This is a genomic window from Caballeronia sordidicola, assembly GCF_001544455.2.
Classification (GTDB): domain Bacteria; phylum Pseudomonadota; class Gammaproteobacteria; order Burkholderiales; family Burkholderiaceae; genus Caballeronia; species Caballeronia sordidicola.
The window spans coordinates 52,494-70,882 of record NZ_FCOC02000004.1; the positions used below are offsets into that span (position 1 = coordinate 52,494).

Sequence of the window (18,389 nt, forward strand, 5' to 3'; positions counted from 1 at the left end):
GTACCATTGAACGGCGCGAAGTGACCGCGTTCAGGCGCTGCGCGCGACGAATTGCGCCTGCTCCGCCGTACGGCGATCGGCGGCGGGCGCTGCCATTGCGGCGATGCCGGATACTGCTGGCGCGTGAACCGGCACGCGGCGCGTACGCAGCGGCGCCTTGGCCGGACGCGCGTCGGTGAGACCCGCGTAGAGGTGGATGTATTTGGCTACGGCATGGCTCCAGCCGTAGTCGCGGGCCATCGCATTGCGCTGGAGCGTGCGCCATTGCTGCGGGCGCACGAACGCATGAATGGCGCGCGTGACGGCGGCAACCATGTCGTGGGTCTGCTCGCCATCGAAGAGAAAACCGGTCGCCGGCCGCGACGACGTTGCGCCCTCGAAGCTGCCCAGGCTTTCAACCGGCGAAGACTGAAAACCTTCTTGCAGCGCCGAGGCTTCGGCCGCATCCACGATGGTGTCCGCCAGTCCGCCCACGCGCGATGCCACCGGCAAGGTGCCATAACGCATTGCATAGATCTGGGTCAGACCGCAGGGTTCGAAACGGCTGCCGTGCAACAGGATATCGGCGCCCGAATGCAGCACATGCGCACGGCGTTCGTCGTAACCAATATGCACGCCAATGCGATCCGGCCAGGTTTGCGCCAGCCGCTGAAACGCCGTTTCAATATGCGCTTCGCCTTTGCCGATCACCGCGATCTGCAAACGCGGATGCTGTTCGAGCAGCGCGGGAATGGCGTCGATGGCGACATCGGCCATTTTCTGCGATGTCATCCGGCTGCCTATCGCAATCACCGGCGCGAACGGGTCCACCGGAAGGCCAAACATTTGTTGCAGTTCGCGTTTGCAGGCGTGCTTGCCGCGCATGTCGTCGAAACAATAATTGCGTGCGATCTGCGAGTCGGTCATTGGATCCCACGCGCTAACGTCGATCCCGTTGATGATTCCCGAGAGTTTGTCCGCGTAGCATTGCAGCACGCCTTCCATCAGGTGCCCGAAACGCGGCGTGAGGATTTCACGTGCGTAAGTTTCGCTGACGGTCGCGACATGATCGGCGTGGACAATGCCCGCTTTCATCAGACTCAACGCGCCATAAAATTCGATGCTCTTTGGTTCCGTCAATGCCGGAACAAGCCACTCCGCCGGCACGCCGAGCGCTGCACCAAGCGAGAGCGAATAGTTGCCCTGGAACGCCAGATTGTGGATCGTGAAAACGCTTTTTGCGTGCACGCCCGCATGCTTCATTAAAAGCGGCGTGAGGCCGGAATGCCAGTCATGCGCATGCACGATGTCCGGCTTTTTAAAACCGCGAACGCCTTCGGCCAGGCGAACGGCGGCCGCTGAAAGCGATGCGAACCGGATCGCGTTGTCTTCGTAGTCGCGTCCCTTTGAATCCTGATAAAGCCCGTCGCGCGCATATAAATGATCCATGCGCAGCAGGATCACAGGTACGCCCGTATCCGGCATGCGGCCGCGATACAGCGCGCCATCACCGCCCGGAAGGCCCGTCATCAAAGCCACCTTCTGCAATCCCTCGACCATCGCCAATGCGTTCGGATACGCCGGCAGAAGTATTGCGGCATCGACTCCCGCTTCACGCAACGCCGCGGCGTATGCGCTGACCATGTCACCCAGGCCGCCAGTTTTGGCAAGCGGCACGGCCTCGGAAGCGACAAGCAATACGTTCAAAGACAAAGCTGACTCCTGGCGTTTGAAAGATGAAAAGCGATGGGTGGCGCTCAGCCAATTGATAGGCGGCGCACGCGTCCGGTGCTTTTATCGGGGGAAGAGGGGATGCGGATTTGTTTAGAGCAAGCGTTGTGCCATGCAGCATACTTTTTGGCGAAACTGCGGGAAAGCGATAGCCACGCCACACTTGAAGCACGACGTTACGCTCGGAAGAAGACAGACTTTTGACGTCGTGTAAAAAAGCACTCGTAGAAGAAGGCGTTTTTACACGGCGGTTTTGAGAATGGTTATATGAAACTACCGTTGTACATTCGATGTACGAAACATCGTATTCGTCAGCTTTATTTGCTCCGGAAAATAAGACCGGAATTATCCGCTTACAGCAATTATTGCTTGATGCTCTAAGAACCTAATAATCCCGCGGCGGTATTGACGCACAAACCGAGCACAGCCGCATTAAAGAAAAACGACAACACCGATTGCGCCAATGCGGTTCGCCTGACTTCCGTGGAACGCAGCACCACATCCGAAGTCTGCGACGCCACCGCGATGGTGAACGAGAAATAAAGGAAATCCCAATAGCCGGGCTTGAGGTGAGCGTCGGGGAATTTCAGTGAGGTCTCTTCCTGCGACTGATAGTAATGACGGGCGTAATGAAGAGTGAACATGGTCGGGATCAGGAACCATGCGCCGAACATTGTGATGCCAGTCAGCAGGTAGTTGGGGAAGGCGCTGCGAAATCCCATGTTCTTGGCGGCGGCCAGCTCCGCGACAATCGCGACAATGCTCGCCATGGCGGCAAGACTGACAATCAGCAATACCATGCCGGCATTTTCATCCTCGCGCGCGGCGAGCTTTTGCACTTCGTCCTGATGCGCTCTCCACATCTGAATCCAGATCAGCACGAGATAAAGCCATACTGCGGTATCCCATCCAATCAGGCCACGCACGAGCAGACGTAATTCATGAGGAACCAAAATTGCGACAACGGCACCAATGACCAGAGCAATGACTGCCCTCGGGCGATATCGAACTACGTTGGGAAGCATGAGATTCATTTTTATCGTGGCCTGGTAATAGCGGTCCTGGCAGTCGGGGTGTCAGTAACCATAACGCTGCTTAAGCTGTTGCGCCGCGATTATTGCGCGCGCAGCTTTCAAATTCCAATGGGCTTTCAGTGCAACTCGCAGTTGTCACGTGCGCGCTCCTTCACGCGGGCTTTAGCCAACCATTTCCAAAGATATCGACAACCCGTGTCCTACAGACCGTGTCGATCTTCGCCTTCTGCAAAACGCGAATCGAGACTTCTAACCAATGACAAAGCTTCAGCATTCCTTGACTGCCGCCGGTTCGGTTGGGCATTCGGCTGCGCGCAGGCGCTTCGTGCTCGGCGCATGCGCGTCGGCGGCCGCGCTCGCGTTCACGTCGGCGGGCATGGGATTTCCGTCCTTCTTCACGCAGGCTTTCGCCGATACCCCACCGGCCGGCCTCGAAGGCTTTCTTCTGCTCTCGCGCAAACTCACCGGCCGCACGACGTTCGATCTAGCAGTGGCGCAGCGGGTCTATGACGCGTTATCGAAAGCGGACAGCGAGTTCGTCGCGAACGTGAGCGCGCTCAACCAGTGGCTCGAGGCGCATGGCGGCGTGCCGTCGGATACGGTCACGCAAGCACTCAAGATGGACACGCCCAAACTCGCCAGCACGGTCACGGCGACATTGCGCGCGTGGTATCTCGGGCTCGTCGGCGATGCGCCGCGCGTGAGCGTGGTCGCGTATGAACGTGCGTTGATGTTCGACCCTGTGAGCGACGTGCTGACCATCCCGTCATATTGCCGCGATGTGCCGTTTTACTGGACGCAGAAACCGCCGGCCGTTGGCGCACCCAAGGCCGCCTGACCCCGAGCCTGGAAGAATCAAGCCGGCGCGCCATCTGAATGCGCGACCGAAGCCTATAAGCAGTACCTCACAGGACAATACACATGGCAAATTCGAATTCGGCCGATGTCGTGGTCGTCGGATCCGGTGTCGCGGGCGGCTTGCTCGCCCATCAGCTCGCGAGCGCGGGCGCATCCGTGATCCTGCTCGAAGCCGGGCCGCGCATTGCGCGCTGGCAGATCGTCGAGAACTTCCGCAACTCGCCCGCGAAATCGGATTTCGCAACGCCGTATCCTTCCACGCCTTACGCGCCGCATCCGCAGTATTCGCCCGAGAACAAGTACTTGATTCAGAAGGGCGAGTACCCGTACGCGTCGCAATACCTGCGGCTCGTGGGCGGCACGACATGGCACTGGGCGGCGGCCGCGTGGCGTTTGCTTCCCGCCGATTTCAAGATCAGGACGCTTTACGGCGTGGGCCGCGACTGGCCGATTTCGTACGAGACGCTCGAGCCGTGGTATCAGGCGGCGGAAGTGCAACTGGGTGTATCGGGTCCGGGCAGCAATGTCGATCTCGGTTCGCCGCGCTCGAAACCGTATCCCATGGACATGCTGCCGCTTTCCTACATGGACCAGCGTTTCTCCGATGTCCTCAACGCCGATTCGTTCCATGTCGTGCCGGAACCCGTTGCGCGCAACAGCCGCCCTTACGATTCGCGCCCGACGTGTTGCGGCAATAACAATTGCATGCCCATCTGCCCGATTGCGGCCATGTATAACGGCGTCACGCATGCCGAGAAGGCCGAACGCGCGGGCGCCAGGCTGATCCCGCAAGCAGTGGTTTACAAGATCGAAGCCGACGACAAAGGCCTGATCACCGCTGTCCACTATAAAGATCCGAACGGCAACAGCACGCGCGTCACGGGCAAGTTGTTCGTGCTGGCGGCGAACGGCATCGAGACACCGAAGCTGATGTTGCAGTCGGTATCGGACAGGTTCAAAAGCGGGATTGGCAATAGTTCGGATCAGGTCGGCCGCAACCTGATGGATCATCCCGGCACCGGCGTGACGTTCCTTGCCAACGAAACCGTATGGCCCGGACGCGGGCCGATGGAAATGACGTCCATCGTCAATTTTCGCGATGGCGCCTTTCGCTCCGAGTATGCAGCGAAGAAGCTGCATTTATCGAACGGCGTGGCGACCATGGCGATCACCGCCGACCTGATTGCTAAGGGATTGAGCGGCGCCGAACTCGATCGCCAGATTCGCGACCGCGCCGCGCGCACCATGAACATCAACAGTTTCCACGAGCATCTGGCCGAACCCCGCAACCGCGTGCTGCCTTCGTCCGACCACAAGGATTCGCTCGGCATTCCGCAGCCCGAGATCTATTACTCCATCAACGACTACGTGAAGAAAAGCGCCGCGGACACACGCACGCATTACGCGCGCATCGCGGAGTTGTTCGGCGGCACGGAGATTACCTTCGACGATAAATTCGCCCCGAACAATCACATCATGGGCACGGCCATCATGGGCGCCGACCCGAAGGATTCCGTAGTCGATACCGAATGCCGCACGCATGACCACCCCAATCTTTTTGTGGCAGGCAGTGCGGTGATGCCGACGGCGGCATCGGTGAATTGCACGCTGACGCTGTCCGCGTTGTCGCTGCGTCTCGCCGACAAACTGAAGAAAGAACTTTGATTGCGCGCCGACGGAGAGCCACGATGAAGAACCACGAACACCGCGACGCGCGCAGATTCAGAACACGCCTTCGCGGCGCGCTCGCCGTGCTAGCACTTGCCATAGTAGGCGCTGCGAGCGTCCACGCGCTGGTACAACCCGCGCAGGCACAAACGGCCGCCGGGGCAAAAAACGGTGCCGAAACGGCCAGAACGACGGCCGCAACTGCGGCAAAAGCCAGCGACGATCAGGCCGGCGCCGCCCTGATCAAGCGCGGCGAATATCTCGCGCGCGCGGGCGATTGCATTGCGTGCCATACCGCCGACAAAGCCCGTCCCTTCGCTGGCGGCCTGCCTATCAGCACGCCGTTCGGGACCATCTACACGCCCAACATCACGAGCGATCCCGATACCGGCATTGGCAGATGGACTGACGGCGATTTCCTGCGCGCGATGCACGAGGGTATCGGCAAGGGCGGCGAGCGCTTGTACCCAGCGTTTCCATACGCGGATTACACCCTGGTCACCGACGGCGACGTACTGGCGATCCGCGCCTACCTCAACACGCTCGAGCCGATCCATTACACGCCGCCGCGCAACCAGATGTCGTTCCCGTTCAACCAGCGCTGGCTGATGGTGTTCTGGAACATGTTCAATTTCAAGGAAGGCCGTTTTGTGCCGGATACCAAGAACAGCGCCGAGTGGAATCGCGGGGCTTATCTGGTCGAGGGTCTGGCGCATTGCGAGGAATGCCACACGCCGCGTAATTTGACGCAGGGCCTCAAGACCAGCGAACGATTCAGCGGCGCGGAGCTGTCGGGCTGGCATGCATACAACCTCACGCCGGACAAGAATGCGGGCGTGGGCAACTGGAGCGACGCCGAACTCACGCAATATCTCGCCACCGGCGCGGTGCATGGCCGCGCGAATGCAGCCGGTCCCATGGCCGATGTCATCCAGAACAGTACGCAATACATGACGCCGGAGGACCTGCGTTCCATGGTCGCCTATTTGCGCACCGTGCCGCCCAAAAACAGCGGGGACACACGTCCGCGCGATTCCTTCGGCAAGCCGACCAGCCAGGACGTGATCGCGATGCGCGGAACCCAGGTGAGCGGCGTGAATGGCGCGCAGTTGTTCATCGCCAACTGCGCGACGTGCCATAGCTGGACCGGTGAGGGCCGTGGCGGCGGTGCGGCGGGCGCGTATCCATCGCTGATTCATAACAGCGTGGTCGGCGCGTCGGCGGCGAACAACCTGACCATGGTCATGCTGCACGGCGTGAATCGCGAGACGAAAACCGCGAATGTCTTCATGCCGTCCTTCGCCGATCAACTCAATGACGAGCAGATTGCCGCCATCAGTAATTATGTAACGAAGACCTTTGGTAATCCTCAATCGGCTACGAGCCCGGACCAGGTCGCCAAATTGCGCGCAACACCGCAGTGAATTCAATAAATCCGCGTATTAAATGCGGGTTTGTGCGCTGCGGCACAGCAATTTTTGCCGGGCTGCAGCGCAACGATTGCGTATCGTCGGCGCGGGTTTCAGAATATGAGAGACTGTTCCGTTTCGAGATAGGGCGCGCTTGTGCGCCGTGCATGAAGAAGATTGGGCTATGACTGCTGCTACTTATCCTGTCGTTTGCTGGCATCCCGCAAACAAACTTGGGCGCGACCTCGTGGTGGGCGACCTGCATGGTTGCGTCGACGCGTTGCGTTACCTGCTCAATGAAATTGGTTTCGATGGCTCGCGAGACCGGCTTTTTTCCGTTGGCGATCTGGTTGACCGCGGCAGCGACTCGCTTGCCGCGCTGGATCTGCTGGATCAGCCCTGGTTCTACCCGGTGCTCGGCAACCACGAAGATGCGCTGTGCGCGGTAGCCGAAGGGCGCATGAAGCGCCATGTCTGGTATTCGATTGGCGGCGCGTGGGCCTCCAACCTGACCGACGAACAGTTGCAGCGCTTGGCCGGAAAGCTGGCGAGCGTGCCGCTGGTGCGCATAGTGGGCGATGGCGCGTCGCGTTTCAACGTGTTGCACGCCGAGTTTTTCGGCAGCGACGCCGACCTTGAAGTCGCGTATTTTCCCGACGATGTCCGCCAGCAATTGCTGTGGGGAAGGTCGCTCGCGCTCGGAACGGGAAAGCCCTCGATGCAGCGCGGGTTGTCGCCGACCTATTGCGGGCATACGCCGGTCAAGGCAATCAAGCAGATCGGGGCGCAGATTTTTATCGATACCGGGGCGTATACGGACGAAGGCCGCTTGACGATCGTAGAGGCCGGAACGGCCCAGAGATGGTCGGTGAAGCAGGGTTGGGCCAAAGGCGCCGGTTCGATGGCCGAGGATTTTCGTTAGCATTCCATGCGCGAGAGCGGTAACGAAACCGCACCCGGCATCAGCCTTGCTGTGTCCTCCCAAACTGCCCGACGGGCGGATTCCTTGCGAGGCCAGTACTCATGCCGTCCCCCTCAGTCAGCGAAACAGTCAACGATTCAGTCACCGACATCAAAGGTTGCCCGGAAGATCTGCCGCCGGGTTTGCGCTACGTCGATGATTCCCGCGCCGGCTACACGCGCGAATGGAAAAATGGCGCGTTCGTCTTTTTCAACACTCAAGGCAAACAGCTTTCCGACGAAGCCGATATCAAGCGCATCAACGCGCTGGCCATTCCGCCTGCCTACACGAATGTCTGGATCTGCCCGGACGCACGCGGACACTTGCAAGCGACCGGTCGCGATGCGCGGGGCCGCAAGCAGTATCGATACCATCCGCACTGGCGCGAAACGCGCGACGCCACCAAGTACGAGCGCATGCTCGCCTTCAGCGCCGTCCTGCCGAAGCTGCGCGCCCGCGTTGCGCGTGACCTTGACCTGCAAGGCATGCCGCGCAACAAGGTTCTCGCCACCGTTGTCAGGCTGCTGGACACCACGCTGGTTCGCATTGGCAGCGAGGAATACGCGCGGGACAACAAATCCTACGGTCTCACGACGCTGCGCAAGAAGCACCTGAGCGTCAAATCGGGCACGCTGCGCTTTCAGTTTCGCGGCAAGAGCGGGATTGAACACGATGTATCGGTGAGCGATCCGCGCATTGCAAAGATCGTGAAGCGATGCATGGACTTGCCGGGCCACGAACTCTTCCAGTATCTCGATGCCGACGGTCAGCGCCACGCCATCAGTTCCTCCGATATCAACGACTATCTCCACGAAATCACGGGCGCCGATTTCACGGCGAAGGATTACAGGACATGGGCGGGCAGCGTATTCGCGCTCGCCGCGCTGCGCAAGCTCGCGTGGGAAACCGTCACGGAGGCGCGCAAGCATGTAGTGGGGACGATCAAGGAGGTATCGAAGATATTGCGCAATACGCCGGCGGTGTGCCGCAAATGTTATGTGCATCCGGCAGTGATCGAGGCATTCGAAGCAGGTCAACTCGCCGACGAACTGCCATCGGCGCGCCGTTCGGGCCTCAAGTCCGATGAAGCCGCGCTCGCCATTTTCCTGGAACGCGACGCGAAACGCCGCGCGCGTGAAGCGGCCCGCGCCCGAAGCGGCAAGGCGAGTGCCGCGGACCCGAGCCTGGCGCGGCTGCTTGCCAAGTCCAGCCAGAAAGCGAAGGCCGCGGCGTTGAAGAATTCCGGCAAGGACGTCAAGGCGGAAGCGCTGGCGGCGGTCAAGGCCGTGTCGCCAAAAGTGGCGTCGAAAGCCTCGCGCCCGGCGACCAAGAAAATTGCGCGCGTTCGGTCGCCGACGGCGGTTGCCATCGGCTGATCGGTTTCGAGGCTAGCCGACCTTGCTCATTTCGTACACGTTGCTGACGGTTTCGCCGTTCCATTCGTATTCCAGATACGCGGCATGGTGGCAGTCGCGCAGCAGCGTCGTGCGGAACGCCGCCAGGCATTCGCCACCCTTGTCCCGTACCGATGGATACGCGATTCCGCGCGCGCCTGCCGCCCGCGCAGCGCGTCCGAGCGCCTGGCCGGCGGCGTAGTCCGAAGGCGAAAGAATCTCCGGATCAAGCGCGCTTTGCTGCAGGCGTCCGTCGCGCAGATCAAGCACTTCACCCTCTGCCGATACCGTGTAAAGCCGCATCTGCTGGCGCAGCGGCGCCTGTTGCGTGTGAGCGAGAAACAGCGCGGAGTGATATCGCGTTTCTTCTATAGCCGTGCGCCTTTCGCGGGCGCAATAGAACACGCCGTATCTGCCATCGGAAAAGCGGCTGCCGTTCGGATTCAAATGCGTGAACGCGGCCATGATCGGGCCATAACCCGCGCCGAATCGACGTTCATCAAGGGACACCAGGTCGAGTTCGCCCACTTCGGTGCGCAAGCGGTCGTTGGTCATGGCTTCGAGCGCATAAAGCGCCTCGAAATCCTGCGGCGAAGCCACGCGGTCGAACAGATTGACGGCCGGAAAACGCGTCGGAATCACGCGATACGCCGGTGACCAGTCGAGTTCAGCGTGCGGCCAGCGAGCACGCCAGTCGTTTTCGGCCTCTGGCAAACTGGATAGATCGCTCACGCCCAGCCGCCTCGCATTGCATCGAGATATTGCCGGACCGCCACGAGATCGCTCACGTTGCCCGCAAGCATGCGGTCGAGCGCGCGCCGGCCGCCGAACGGCGGCGCGGTATTCGCGCGCTTGATCCAGCCATCGGCAGCTTCGGGTTGGGGCAGCAGGATTTGAAGCGCCTTATAGATGCCGAGAATCAACGAAAGCCGCTCAAGCGTATCGCGGCCAAGGCGCGCAGTCTCGGGCGCCGATTTCCATTTGAAGAACGTGGAACGGCCGGGGGAACCGAGCAGGACAATCTGCTCATCGGCGGAAAGGGTCCAGTCGTTCGCGATGTTGAAAAACGCGCGCAGCCCGGCTGCGGACATATCGGCAAGGGTAGGCTGCGGCGCGGGTGCCGGACGTGGAACGCGTTGAACGCGAGGCATGGCGGAAGTCTCAATTTGAACTTGAATTGTATATTAGTCCATTTGTGGACTAAATCAAGCGTTATTCGAGGCTTCGCTTGTTCTTCCGTAACGATCAGACGCTGCTGTCCGAGTCGGTCGGACCGTAGCGGCGGCCCGCAATGTGGGCGCGAAGCACTTCTGCGATCTCTGAGGTCGTGAATTCCGCCGGCACCACGCTCAACTGGCTGCATGGATCGCTTTTACGCGCCCATTCAACCATTCGATAAGCCTTGCCCCAAGGCCGTTCCACGGCTTCGGAAAGGCGACACTGATGCAACGGCAATGCGTGCTCGGTTTTCATCGTCGACTTGATGTTCTGAAACGATGCGCTGGCGGCCATGGCGTATCCTCGCGTGAAAGCCCCGGTGAAAATGTGGCCAGTTTCTGGCTGAATTGAAAGCTATCGTTTTGAAATGTGCCTTCGGACTATTAAGCGCAACTTAAATGCGGCGGGTTTACGCGCAGACTTTGTCCCAGCGCACGAATACTTTTCTCACGCCCGGCATTACTGTATATTCATACAGGTTGATGCTCTTTGCATGGACACGAAATGAACCGTCCTCAATCCCATTCTTCTGCCGAGGCTGCCGCGCTCGCCCGCTATGTGCAGGCAACGCGCGCGGTATCGGCGGCGTTTGACGCAACACGCGTCGAGCCGGAGCTCGGCACGGGCGGCAACACGGTTGCGCTGGTGCTGCAACGGCTGGACATTGCCTTGCTTGAACTCGACACATCGCAGCGCTCGCTCGACGCTATACTTTCGCGCGCTGGTGGACACTGAATTATCTGGAGCGTTTGCTGTGAGACCTGTTTTATCCGCCCTTTCTTCGACGGTCGCGCTTGCCTTGGTGGCAGGTTCCATGAGCTTGGGGTCTGCAGGCGCGGCGGCTGCCGAGCGTTATATCGAAGTCTGGAATCCGCCTGAATCGCAACTGCATGCGACCAAGAACAAGACACGGCCCGTCGTGTCCGCTCAGGCAAAGAAAAAGCGCAAGAGCGGACCTGCCGTCAAGCAAGTCGCCGACAGAACCACAGCGCCTGCGCCGGCCTTGACGGTCGCGCCTTCCGCAGGCGGATCGAGCGCCGGCCGCGCCAAAGCCGCACCGAAGTCGCCTGATTCATTGCCCAAGCTGCCGCCGCTGATCGGGCCGGATGGACGCGTGCTTCGCGTGTGATTGGGGCGGTTGATTGGTTCGGGTGACTAAAAAAGTCAGAACGCCGAACGCACCACGCCGCCGTCCACGCGCAATGCCGCGCCGTTTGTCGCGGACGACGCTTCAGAACACACATACACGACCATGTTCGCGACTTCTTCAGTCGTCGCAAATCGCTTGATCAGCGAACTCGGCCGTTCTGTCTCGAAGAAGCCTTTCTCGAACTCCTCGAACGTCTTGTCGCCCATGCCCTTGGCGGCCATCTCGTCCAGGCCGTCCGAATGCGTCGGCCCCGGCAGCACAGCATTCACGGTAACGCCGGTGCCCGCGCAATCCTCGGCAAGCCCGCGCGACAACCCCAGTTGCGCCGTCTTCGTCACGCCGTAGTGGATCATTTCCACGGGAATCTGGATGCCGCTCTCGCTGCTGATGAACACCACACGGCCCCAGTTCTTCGCTTTCATCTTCGGCAAATACGCGCGCGAAAGGCGCACGCCGGACATGACGTTGGTATCGAAGAAGCGTTGCCAGTCTTCGTCCGGAATATCCGCGAACGGCTTGGGATCGAAAATGCCCAGGTTGTTCACGAGCACATCGACGTCCGGATACTTCTTGACCAGCGCCTCGACTTGCGAAGCATCGGCGAGATCGCCGGCAAAACCTTCGACGTTTGCATCGGGCACAGCGTCGCGAAGCTTGGCTATGGCGTCGTCCACAGACGCCTGCTTGCGCCCGTTCACGATCACATGCGCGCCTTCGCGTGCAAGGCCCGTGGCGATCGCGAGGCCAATGCCCTTTGTCGATCCCGAGACAAGCGCGAGTTTGCCTTTGAGATGGAGGTCCATGAATTCCGTACTCCTGGATGAAGGTTATCGATGCGTCCGGCGGGACAAAGTAAAACGCCCGTCAGCAGGCATGTCTCCCTGCTGACGGGCGATGTTCACTCGACCAATGACTTATGGCGACTTATAGCCGGCCCATGAGCAGCAGCACGATCACGATGATCAGCACCACGCCGAGAATCCCGCTTGGGCCGTAACCCCAACTGCGGCTGTGCGGCCACGACGGGAAAGCGCCAAGCAGCAACAGGATCAACACTACGAGCAAGATTGTTCCGATAGTCATTCCACTTCTCCTTAATTATTGACATCTGCTGAAGAGTGAATGGCGATGCCGCGTGTGGGGCGGCGTGAATATCGGCGAATGATGAATCTGTCGTGTCCTGCATCGCCGATACCCTCGCGATTGCCCTATGGCTTGAGCAAGTGCTGTGCCATAAGCGTGCGCGCTTGATGGGTATGGGCTGCGACTGCGACATGACTGGATCACAAACAAAAGCCTGTCGGCGATCGGGAAATTTTGCAAGCGCGGCGGCGGTTTGAGGCAACCGCCGCCGGAAGCATCGAGACGGGTTAAAAACGGTTGGTTAGAACAAGCCGCGGAAAACCCAGAAGAGGCCCGCCGCCAACGCGATGGAAACCGGCAACGTCAACACCCACGCAAGCGCGAGGCTGCGCACGGTCTTCCATTGCAGCCCGGAACCGTTCGCGGCCATCGTGCCCGCCACGCCCGACGACAACACGTGCGTGGTGCTGACCGGAAGGCCGTACACATCGGCGGCGCCGATGGTCACCATGGCGACCAGTTCCGCCGAAGCGCCTTGCCCATACGTCAGATGCGTCTTGCCGATGCGCTCGCCAACCGTCACCACAATGCGTTTCCAGCCGACCATCGTACCGAGTCCAAGCGCGACCGCCACGGCGACCTTGACCCACGTCGGGATGAACTTCGTGGAATGGTCGAGCTGGCCTTTGTAGTTCTTGAGCACGGCGGCGTCTTCGGGCGCGAAGGCAGGATCATGCTGCTTGTCCATCAGGCGCAGCGCTTCGGAACTCACATACATGTTGTTGCGCACGTTGTTCACGATGTTTTGCGGCACGCTCGCCATCGAGTCGGACGAACCGACTTGTCCGTCGATGGTATCGGTGAGCTGTTTCAACGCAATCACCGTGTTCGGCTCCACCTTCTTGGTTTGCACGTAGTGCTCGACTGCGGCGCGGGGATCGGCGATCGGCGCGGCGCCGTTCGCGTATTTGCCAAGCACTTCGGATGCGTGATGGCCGACCGACAGGAAGGTCTGCGTCTCGGCGGGCGTCACGGCCTTGTTCAGCGCGTAGGCGGTGGGCACGGTGCCGATCAGGATAAGCATGATGAGGCCCATGCCCTTCTGACCGTCATTGGAACCGTGCGCGAACGAGACGCCCGTGCAGGTGAGGATCAGCAGGCATCGAATCCAGAAGGGCGGCGGCGTGTTCTTCTTCGGCTCCTTATAGAGCGCGGGCACGCGCACGACGAGCTTCATCACGTAGAGCAGCAGGCCCGCCAGCAGAAAGCCGACCAGCGGCGAAAACAGCAGCGACTTCCCGACCGCCACGGCCTGGTTCCAGTCGACGCCCGATGTGCCCGATGTCCCGTGCAGCATCTGGTTCATCAGCCCGACACCGATCACCGACCCAATCAGCGTATGCGAACTCGACGACGGAATACCCAGCGCCCACGTTCCGAGGTTCCAGATGATCGCGGCGATCAGGAGCGCGAACACCATCGCGAAGCCTTGCGATGTCCCCACGCCCAAAATCAGTTCCACCGGCAGCAACTGCAGGATGCCGAACGCGACCGCGCCGCTCGAAACCAGCACGCCCAGGAAGTTCCACGCGCCCGACCAGACGACCGCGAGATTTGGCGCGAGCGAGTGGGTATAGATCACTGTGGCGACGGCATTGGCGGTATCGTGAAAACCATTTACGAATTCGAAACCCAGCGCGATCATTAACGCAATGCCAAGCAAAACGTAAGGCAGTATCGACGACTGGGGTACCGCTTCGAGGTCGTGCAGCAGATGCGTGACGCAATAGATGATGCCGCCGGCAATCACGATCAGGAACAGCGGCATGCTCAGCCGTCGTCCGAGCGTGCGCCCTTGTGTTTCGGTATCGGGAAGGGTCAAGTCAGGCATGTAACGTCCTTTGTGCTGGAAGGCTGCGCGTGTAGCGGAGAGGTTGGCGTGGCTTCGGTGCTATTCGGCGATGAAAGGCGTTGCTTCTTGTGTTCGGTTTTGTGGCATCTGGCAGTGACGCGGTTCATGTTTGCACGCGCTTTATTGCAGTTTGATGACGCTTGACAGCTTTGAAATTCATCTGATTTGAAAGCGCGGCTTGGGACTTGCTGCTTTATCGAGTCATCGCGATGAAGCAGGTCGCGCACAGCCGCACACATCGCGTTCATGGTGGAGAACTTATGTTGCAACTTGTCGAGTTGGTGATGATTTCTCATGACATTTCAAACTCCCCGCCCGATAAGGCACTTTCCGGACTGAGCCTGTTTTCAAGCGCCCGGCGCACGGACTTCATGTTGCGAACGCAAAAAGTTGAAGCCGATTTGCGGGGCTGGGAAGTGCATGAAGAAACGCGTGGAGAACACAGGGTCTTTACGGCATGTCTTCGCGAGTGGCCGTTCGTCCGGCGCATGGAGACCGCAGTCGGCGCACAAGACGATTCTCGCGATCTGCGCGCGTGGCTTGCATCCGAAGCAGCGCTTGCCGATGTGCAGCATTCACTTGGGCAGAGCGACGCCATGCTGAGCGAGGCGTCCGAGGCGGCGGTAACCGAATGGGAAGCACCGGGGCCGATCCGCGTGAGCTTGACGAAGAAGGCCAACAGCCAGGCGACATTGACGCTCGCGGCCGCACCTGAAGTACGAGAAGCGCTGTTTGCGTTCGCGCATGAGATTGCGCGTGCGCTGCCGTTTGTGATCTTGCCGGATGCCGTCGATCCCGCCGCGCGCGAGCCCGTAAAGGCCGCCAGGCTGAAGCTGGCGCGGCATGCCACGACCACTGACGCCTTTGCCGAGATCGGGAAGTCGGTGGCCGAACAATGGTTCGGCAACGACGCCGCTTCGCGCGGCGCATTTGAAGCTGAACACGTGCATCAGTTGCGCGTGGCGCAGCGCCGGCTCAAGACGGCGCTGAAGCTCTTCCCCGAATGGATAGATGAAACCTGGAACGCGCAGGTAGCGCCGGACCTGAAATGGTTTGGCGACCTGCTCGCCGATGCCCGCGACTGGGATGTCTTTGCAGACACGACGCTTGCTGCCTACGCCGCCGCCGATGACGCGCATCACAAAGATGCATGGTCTCGGCTGCAACGCGCCGCCGATGCAAAGCGCATGGCCGCCCGCCGGCGCTTGCAGGACGCAATGAACTCGCCGCGATACGCCGCACTCGCTTTATCGTTCGTGCAATGGTTCAGCGAGCTCGAAGCGCCGCCCGAGCACGCGGACCGCACGCTCGCGGATCATGTGCGAAAGCGCATCACGAAGCATTATCGGAAGATCGAGCGTGCGCCGGACCTGACCACCATCGACGCCCGCACGCGCCACAAAGTGCGCATCCATGCGAAGCGTTTGCGTTACGCGCTCGAATTCTTCCGTTCCATGGTGACGCGCCCCACGCGCAAAGGCGTTGGAAAGGCGCTGGGAGATCTGCAAAGCGTACTGGGCGAGGGCAACGATGCAGCCGTCGCTGCGCAACGTCTTGCGGCTTTGGAGGAAGCCGGCGACTACCAGAAGGGACTCGCGAAAGGTTTCGCGATCGCGGCCCAGCAGATGCGCGCGCTGGAAGGCGAACGCATCCTGCGCAAGATAAAACGGCCGCGTATCAAGTGACCTGAAGTGGACCTGAGTGAACCGGGGTTAAATCGGGCGATCCAATATAATCGCCGCACTTTGACAACGGGCGTTGACGCGACCATGACCCAGGACACGCACGAGACGCCGCATGACCCTATCGAGGTCGGCGGCGCGGTATGGTTTCGCAGCGGCAACGAGACACTCGGCGGCGCCGCGCGCATTGCATTGCTCTCGGCCATTCAACAGACCGGCTCGATCACGGGCGCGGCCAAAGCGGTTGGCATGAGCTACAAGGCGGCGTGGGACGCCATCGACGCCATGAACAACCTCGCCGGCGCCGCACTCGTCGTGCGCGCGACGGGCGGCCGAGGCGGCGGGGGGACGACGCTCACGCCAAAGGCGCTAAAACTGATCGATACCTATCGCGCTATCGAGCGTGAACATCGCGTGTTTCTCGAACGTGCGGGCGCGGCGATAGAAGGCTTTGCAGAGGACTGGCAACTCATTGGACGGATCGGCATGAAAACGAGCGCACGCAACCAGTTGTTCGGCACGGTCAGGCAGATCAAGCGTGGCGCGGTCAACGACGAAATCGAGCTCGCGCTCTCAGGCGGCCAGTTGATCGTTGCCGTTGTCACGCACGAAAGCACCGAGTCGCTAGGGCTGAAAGAGGGGAGCGAGGCGTTTGCGCTGGTGAAGGCATCGTGGGTGATCCTGATGACCGACGACTTGAACACGCCCACGGCCCGCATTTCAGCGCGCAATCAGTTGAAGGGCACGGTATCGAAGGTGACGCTCGGCGCGGTGAACGCGGAAGTTTCGCTCGCGCTCGATGACTCGACCACGATCACGGCCATCATCACCAACGAAAGCGTCGAGACGCTCGGACTCGAGGAAGGCCGGAGCGCCGTTGCCGCGTTCAAGGCGTCGAGCGTGATTCTCGGCGTGACGGATTGACGTCGTTCTTGTTCACCGCGTTTTCATCGTGAGTCTTCACGACGCCCTCGCGCAGACTCACGACCTGGTCGCCGAACATGGCGACATCGTCGGGATCGTGCGTGATGAGGACCATCGGGATATCGAGACGGCTTTGCAGATCCGCCAGTTCCTGGCGCATGCGCTGGCGCAAGGCCATGTCGAGTGCGGAGAACGGCTCGTCGAGCAGCAGCAATTGCGGATGGGGAATCAACGCCCGCGCCAGCGCCACACGCTGTTTTTGTCCGCCCGATAACTGCCCCGGATACTGCCGTGCGACCTGGGTCAGATCGAACGCGTTCAGCCAATAGTCGACGTCGGCATGCGCGTGATGTTTCGACGGATTCAACCAGCCGCGCTTTAGGCCGAACGCAATGTTTTGCCGCACGTTCAGATGCGGAAACAGCGCGTAATCCTGAAACAGGTACGCAATGCGCCGCGCTTGCGGGCTCAGGTCGATCTTCTTGCTTGTATCGAGCAGCGTGGTGCCGTTCAGCACGATCTCGCCTTCGTCCGGATGAATCAATCCCGCGATGGCCTGCAAGGTCAGACTTTTTCCCGCGCCCGACGGCCCGAACAGCACAATGCGCTGACTGGTCGAAGTGAATGCGACATCGAGCAGGAAGTCGCGCTCGGGCGTGATGAAATGCTTGCGCAGGCGGATGGAAAGGGCGGTCATGAGTTATGCCAGATCAACGCGCCGACGCCATCGAGCGCTGCGGCAACAATCGTCCGGCCGCGAGCAGGATGACCACACACGTCACCGATGTCACGATCACGAGGACGTTCGCCGTGCTGTCGTCGCCGGCCTGGACGGCGGCATAGACCGCAACCGAAAGGGTCTGCGTCCTGCCCGGCAGATTTCCTGCGATCATCAGCGTGGCGCCAAACTCGCCGAGCGCCCGGGCGAACGCGAGCAGCGCGCCAGCCAGAATGCCGCGCGCGGCAAGCGGCAATGTGACGCGAAAGAACACGGCGGTTTCATCGATACCGAGCGTTCGCGCTGCGCGCTCGAATTGTGGATCGACGGTCTCGAACGCCGTGCGCGCCGACTTCAGCACGAGCGGAAACGCAACCACCGCGGACGCGATCACAGCGCCTTGCCAGGTGAAGACCAACTGGATATCGAATTTATCGAGCCACGCGCCAATCACGCCGCGCCGCCCAAGCAGCACGAGCAGGTAATAACCCAGCACGGTAGGCGGCATGACAAGCGGCAGCGTCAGCAACGAATCGACCAGTTCACGCGCTGACGAACGCCAGCGCGACAGGCCGAACGCCACCGCCACGCCGAGCACCACGTCGATCGCCGTGGCCCATCCGGCCACTTTCAGCGACAGCAGCAGCGGTATCCACGCGTGATCCATG

General features: G+C 60.6%; 19 protein-coding genes. 9 read left to right on the forward strand and 10 right to left on the reverse strand.

Translation table 11 applies throughout. From position 1 onward, the window contains the following. Nucleotides 1-30: 30 nt before the first annotated feature. Nucleotides 31-1,692: a glycogen synthase GlgA gene (gene glgA, locus AWB64_RS09495; protein WP_060818469.1), complete on the reverse strand. Its 1,662-nt coding sequence runs from the start codon at nucleotides 1,690-1,692 to the stop codon at nucleotides 31-33. Between the two features lie 395 nt (nucleotides 1,693-2,087). Continuing rightward, complete coding sequence (locus AWB64_RS09500; protein WP_060818470.1) at nucleotides 2,088-2,744, reverse strand: DUF1345 domain-containing protein; 657 nt, start codon at nucleotides 2,742-2,744, stop codon at nucleotides 2,088-2,090. Between the two features lie 256 nt (nucleotides 2,745-3,000). Here AWB64_RS09500 and AWB64_RS09505 point away from each other — a divergent pair, with 256 nt between their 5' ends. From AWB64_RS09505 to AWB64_RS09525, 5 genes are all read left to right on the forward strand, one after another. After that, nucleotides 3,001-3,582: a sugar dehydrogenase complex small subunit gene (locus AWB64_RS09505; RefSeq protein ID WP_060818471.1), complete on the forward strand. Its 582-nt coding sequence runs from the start codon at nucleotides 3,001-3,003 to the stop codon at nucleotides 3,580-3,582. Nucleotides 3,583-3,665: 83 nt separating this feature from the next. Continuing rightward, nucleotides 3,666-5,267: a GMC family oxidoreductase gene (locus AWB64_RS09510; protein WP_060818472.1), complete on the forward strand. Its 1,602-nt coding sequence runs from the start codon at nucleotides 3,666-3,668 to the stop codon at nucleotides 5,265-5,267. 23 nt (nucleotides 5,268-5,290) lie between these two features. Beyond that, nucleotides 5,291-6,694: a c-type cytochrome gene (locus AWB64_RS09515; protein ID WP_075643264.1), complete on the forward strand. Its 1,404-nt coding sequence runs from the start codon at nucleotides 5,291-5,293 to the stop codon at nucleotides 6,692-6,694. Nucleotides 6,695-6,863: 169 nt separating this feature from the next. After that, nucleotides 6,864-7,601 carry a metallophosphoesterase gene (locus AWB64_RS09520; RefSeq protein WP_060818473.1) on the forward strand — a complete coding sequence of 246 codons (738 nt, stop codon included), beginning with the start codon at nucleotides 6,864-6,866 and terminating at the stop codon, nucleotides 7,599-7,601. Nucleotides 7,602-7,702: 101 nt separating this feature from the next. Beyond that, the gene (locus AWB64_RS09525) at nucleotides 7,703-9,016 is read left to right on the forward strand and encodes a DNA topoisomerase IB (protein ID WP_060818474.1); all 1,314 of its coding nucleotides are present in this window, start codon (nucleotides 7,703-7,705) and stop codon (nucleotides 9,014-9,016) included. A gap of 12 nt (nucleotides 9,017-9,028) precedes the next feature. Here AWB64_RS09525 and AWB64_RS09530 read toward each other — a convergent pair whose 3' ends face one another. From AWB64_RS09530 to AWB64_RS09540, 3 genes are all read right to left on the reverse strand, one after another. Beyond that, complete coding sequence (locus AWB64_RS09530) at nucleotides 9,029-9,766, reverse strand: RES family NAD+ phosphorylase (protein WP_374728611.1); 738 nt, start codon at nucleotides 9,764-9,766, stop codon at nucleotides 9,029-9,031. After that, nucleotides 9,763-10,185: an MbcA/ParS/Xre antitoxin family protein gene (locus tag AWB64_RS09535; RefSeq protein ID WP_060818475.1), complete on the reverse strand. Its 423-nt coding sequence runs from the start codon at nucleotides 10,183-10,185 to the stop codon at nucleotides 9,763-9,765. The genes AWB64_RS09530 and AWB64_RS09535 overlap by 4 nt, the downstream gene beginning before the upstream one ends. A 94-nt stretch (nucleotides 10,186-10,279) precedes the next feature. Further along, nucleotides 10,280-10,546, reverse strand: coding sequence for a DUF2866 domain-containing protein (locus AWB64_RS09540; RefSeq protein WP_060818476.1), 267 nt, complete (start codon nucleotides 10,544-10,546; stop codon nucleotides 10,280-10,282). Between the two features lie 210 nt (nucleotides 10,547-10,756). On the opposite strand from AWB64_RS09540, the gene AWB64_RS09545 reads away from it, so the two are divergent. Both AWB64_RS09545 and AWB64_RS09550 read left to right on the forward strand, forming a co-directional pair. Then, the gene (locus AWB64_RS09545; RefSeq protein WP_060818477.1) at nucleotides 10,757-10,987 is read left to right on the forward strand and encodes a hypothetical protein; all 231 of its coding nucleotides are present in this window, start codon (nucleotides 10,757-10,759) and stop codon (nucleotides 10,985-10,987) included. A gap of 79 nt (nucleotides 10,988-11,066) precedes the next feature. Beyond that, on the forward strand, nucleotides 11,067-11,381 hold the full coding sequence (locus tag AWB64_RS09550) for a hypothetical protein (RefSeq protein WP_060818478.1): 315 nt from the start codon (nucleotides 11,067-11,069) through the stop codon (nucleotides 11,379-11,381). Nucleotides 11,382-11,416: 35 nt separating this feature from the next. Here the strand turns inward: AWB64_RS09550 and AWB64_RS09555 are convergent, their stop codons facing one another. The 3 genes from AWB64_RS09555 to AWB64_RS09560 form a co-directional block, all read right to left on the reverse strand. After that, nucleotides 11,417-12,205: an SDR family NAD(P)-dependent oxidoreductase gene (locus AWB64_RS09555; protein ID WP_060818479.1), complete on the reverse strand. Its 789-nt coding sequence runs from the start codon at nucleotides 12,203-12,205 to the stop codon at nucleotides 11,417-11,419. A 121-nt stretch (nucleotides 12,206-12,326) separates the two neighbouring features. Continuing rightward, complete coding sequence (locus AWB64_RS30820; RefSeq protein WP_069638401.1) at nucleotides 12,327-12,485, reverse strand: DUF3309 family protein; 159 nt, start codon at nucleotides 12,483-12,485, stop codon at nucleotides 12,327-12,329. A 301-nt stretch (nucleotides 12,486-12,786) separates the two neighbouring features. Beyond that, nucleotides 12,787-14,376, reverse strand: coding sequence for an inorganic phosphate transporter (locus AWB64_RS09560; protein WP_060818480.1), 1,590 nt, complete (start codon nucleotides 14,374-14,376; stop codon nucleotides 12,787-12,789). Between the two features lie 392 nt (nucleotides 14,377-14,768). Here AWB64_RS09560 and AWB64_RS09565 point away from each other — a divergent pair, with 392 nt between their 5' ends. Both AWB64_RS09565 and AWB64_RS09570 read left to right on the forward strand, forming a co-directional pair. Continuing rightward, nucleotides 14,769-16,082 (forward strand): CHAD domain-containing protein, encoded by a 1,314-nt coding sequence (locus AWB64_RS09565; RefSeq protein ID WP_157766603.1) that lies wholly within the window; start codon nucleotides 14,769-14,771, stop codon nucleotides 16,080-16,082. An 84-nt stretch (nucleotides 16,083-16,166) separates the two neighbouring features. Further along, the gene (locus AWB64_RS09570; RefSeq protein ID WP_060818482.1) at nucleotides 16,167-17,003 is read left to right on the forward strand and encodes a TOBE domain-containing protein; all 837 of its coding nucleotides are present in this window, start codon (nucleotides 16,167-16,169) and stop codon (nucleotides 17,001-17,003) included. Here AWB64_RS09570 and AWB64_RS09575 read toward each other — a convergent pair. Then, complete coding sequence (locus tag AWB64_RS09575; RefSeq protein WP_060818483.1) at nucleotides 16,966-17,700, reverse strand: ATP-binding cassette domain-containing protein; 735 nt, start codon at nucleotides 17,698-17,700, stop codon at nucleotides 16,966-16,968. The genes AWB64_RS09570 and AWB64_RS09575 overlap by 38 nt on opposite strands. A 13-nt stretch (nucleotides 17,701-17,713) precedes the next feature. Further along, a complete protein-coding gene (gene modB / locus AWB64_RS09580) occupies nucleotides 17,714-18,388 on the reverse strand; it encodes a molybdate ABC transporter permease subunit (protein WP_060818484.1) in 675 nt (224 codons plus the stop codon). Nucleotide 18,389 lies beyond the last annotated feature (1 nt).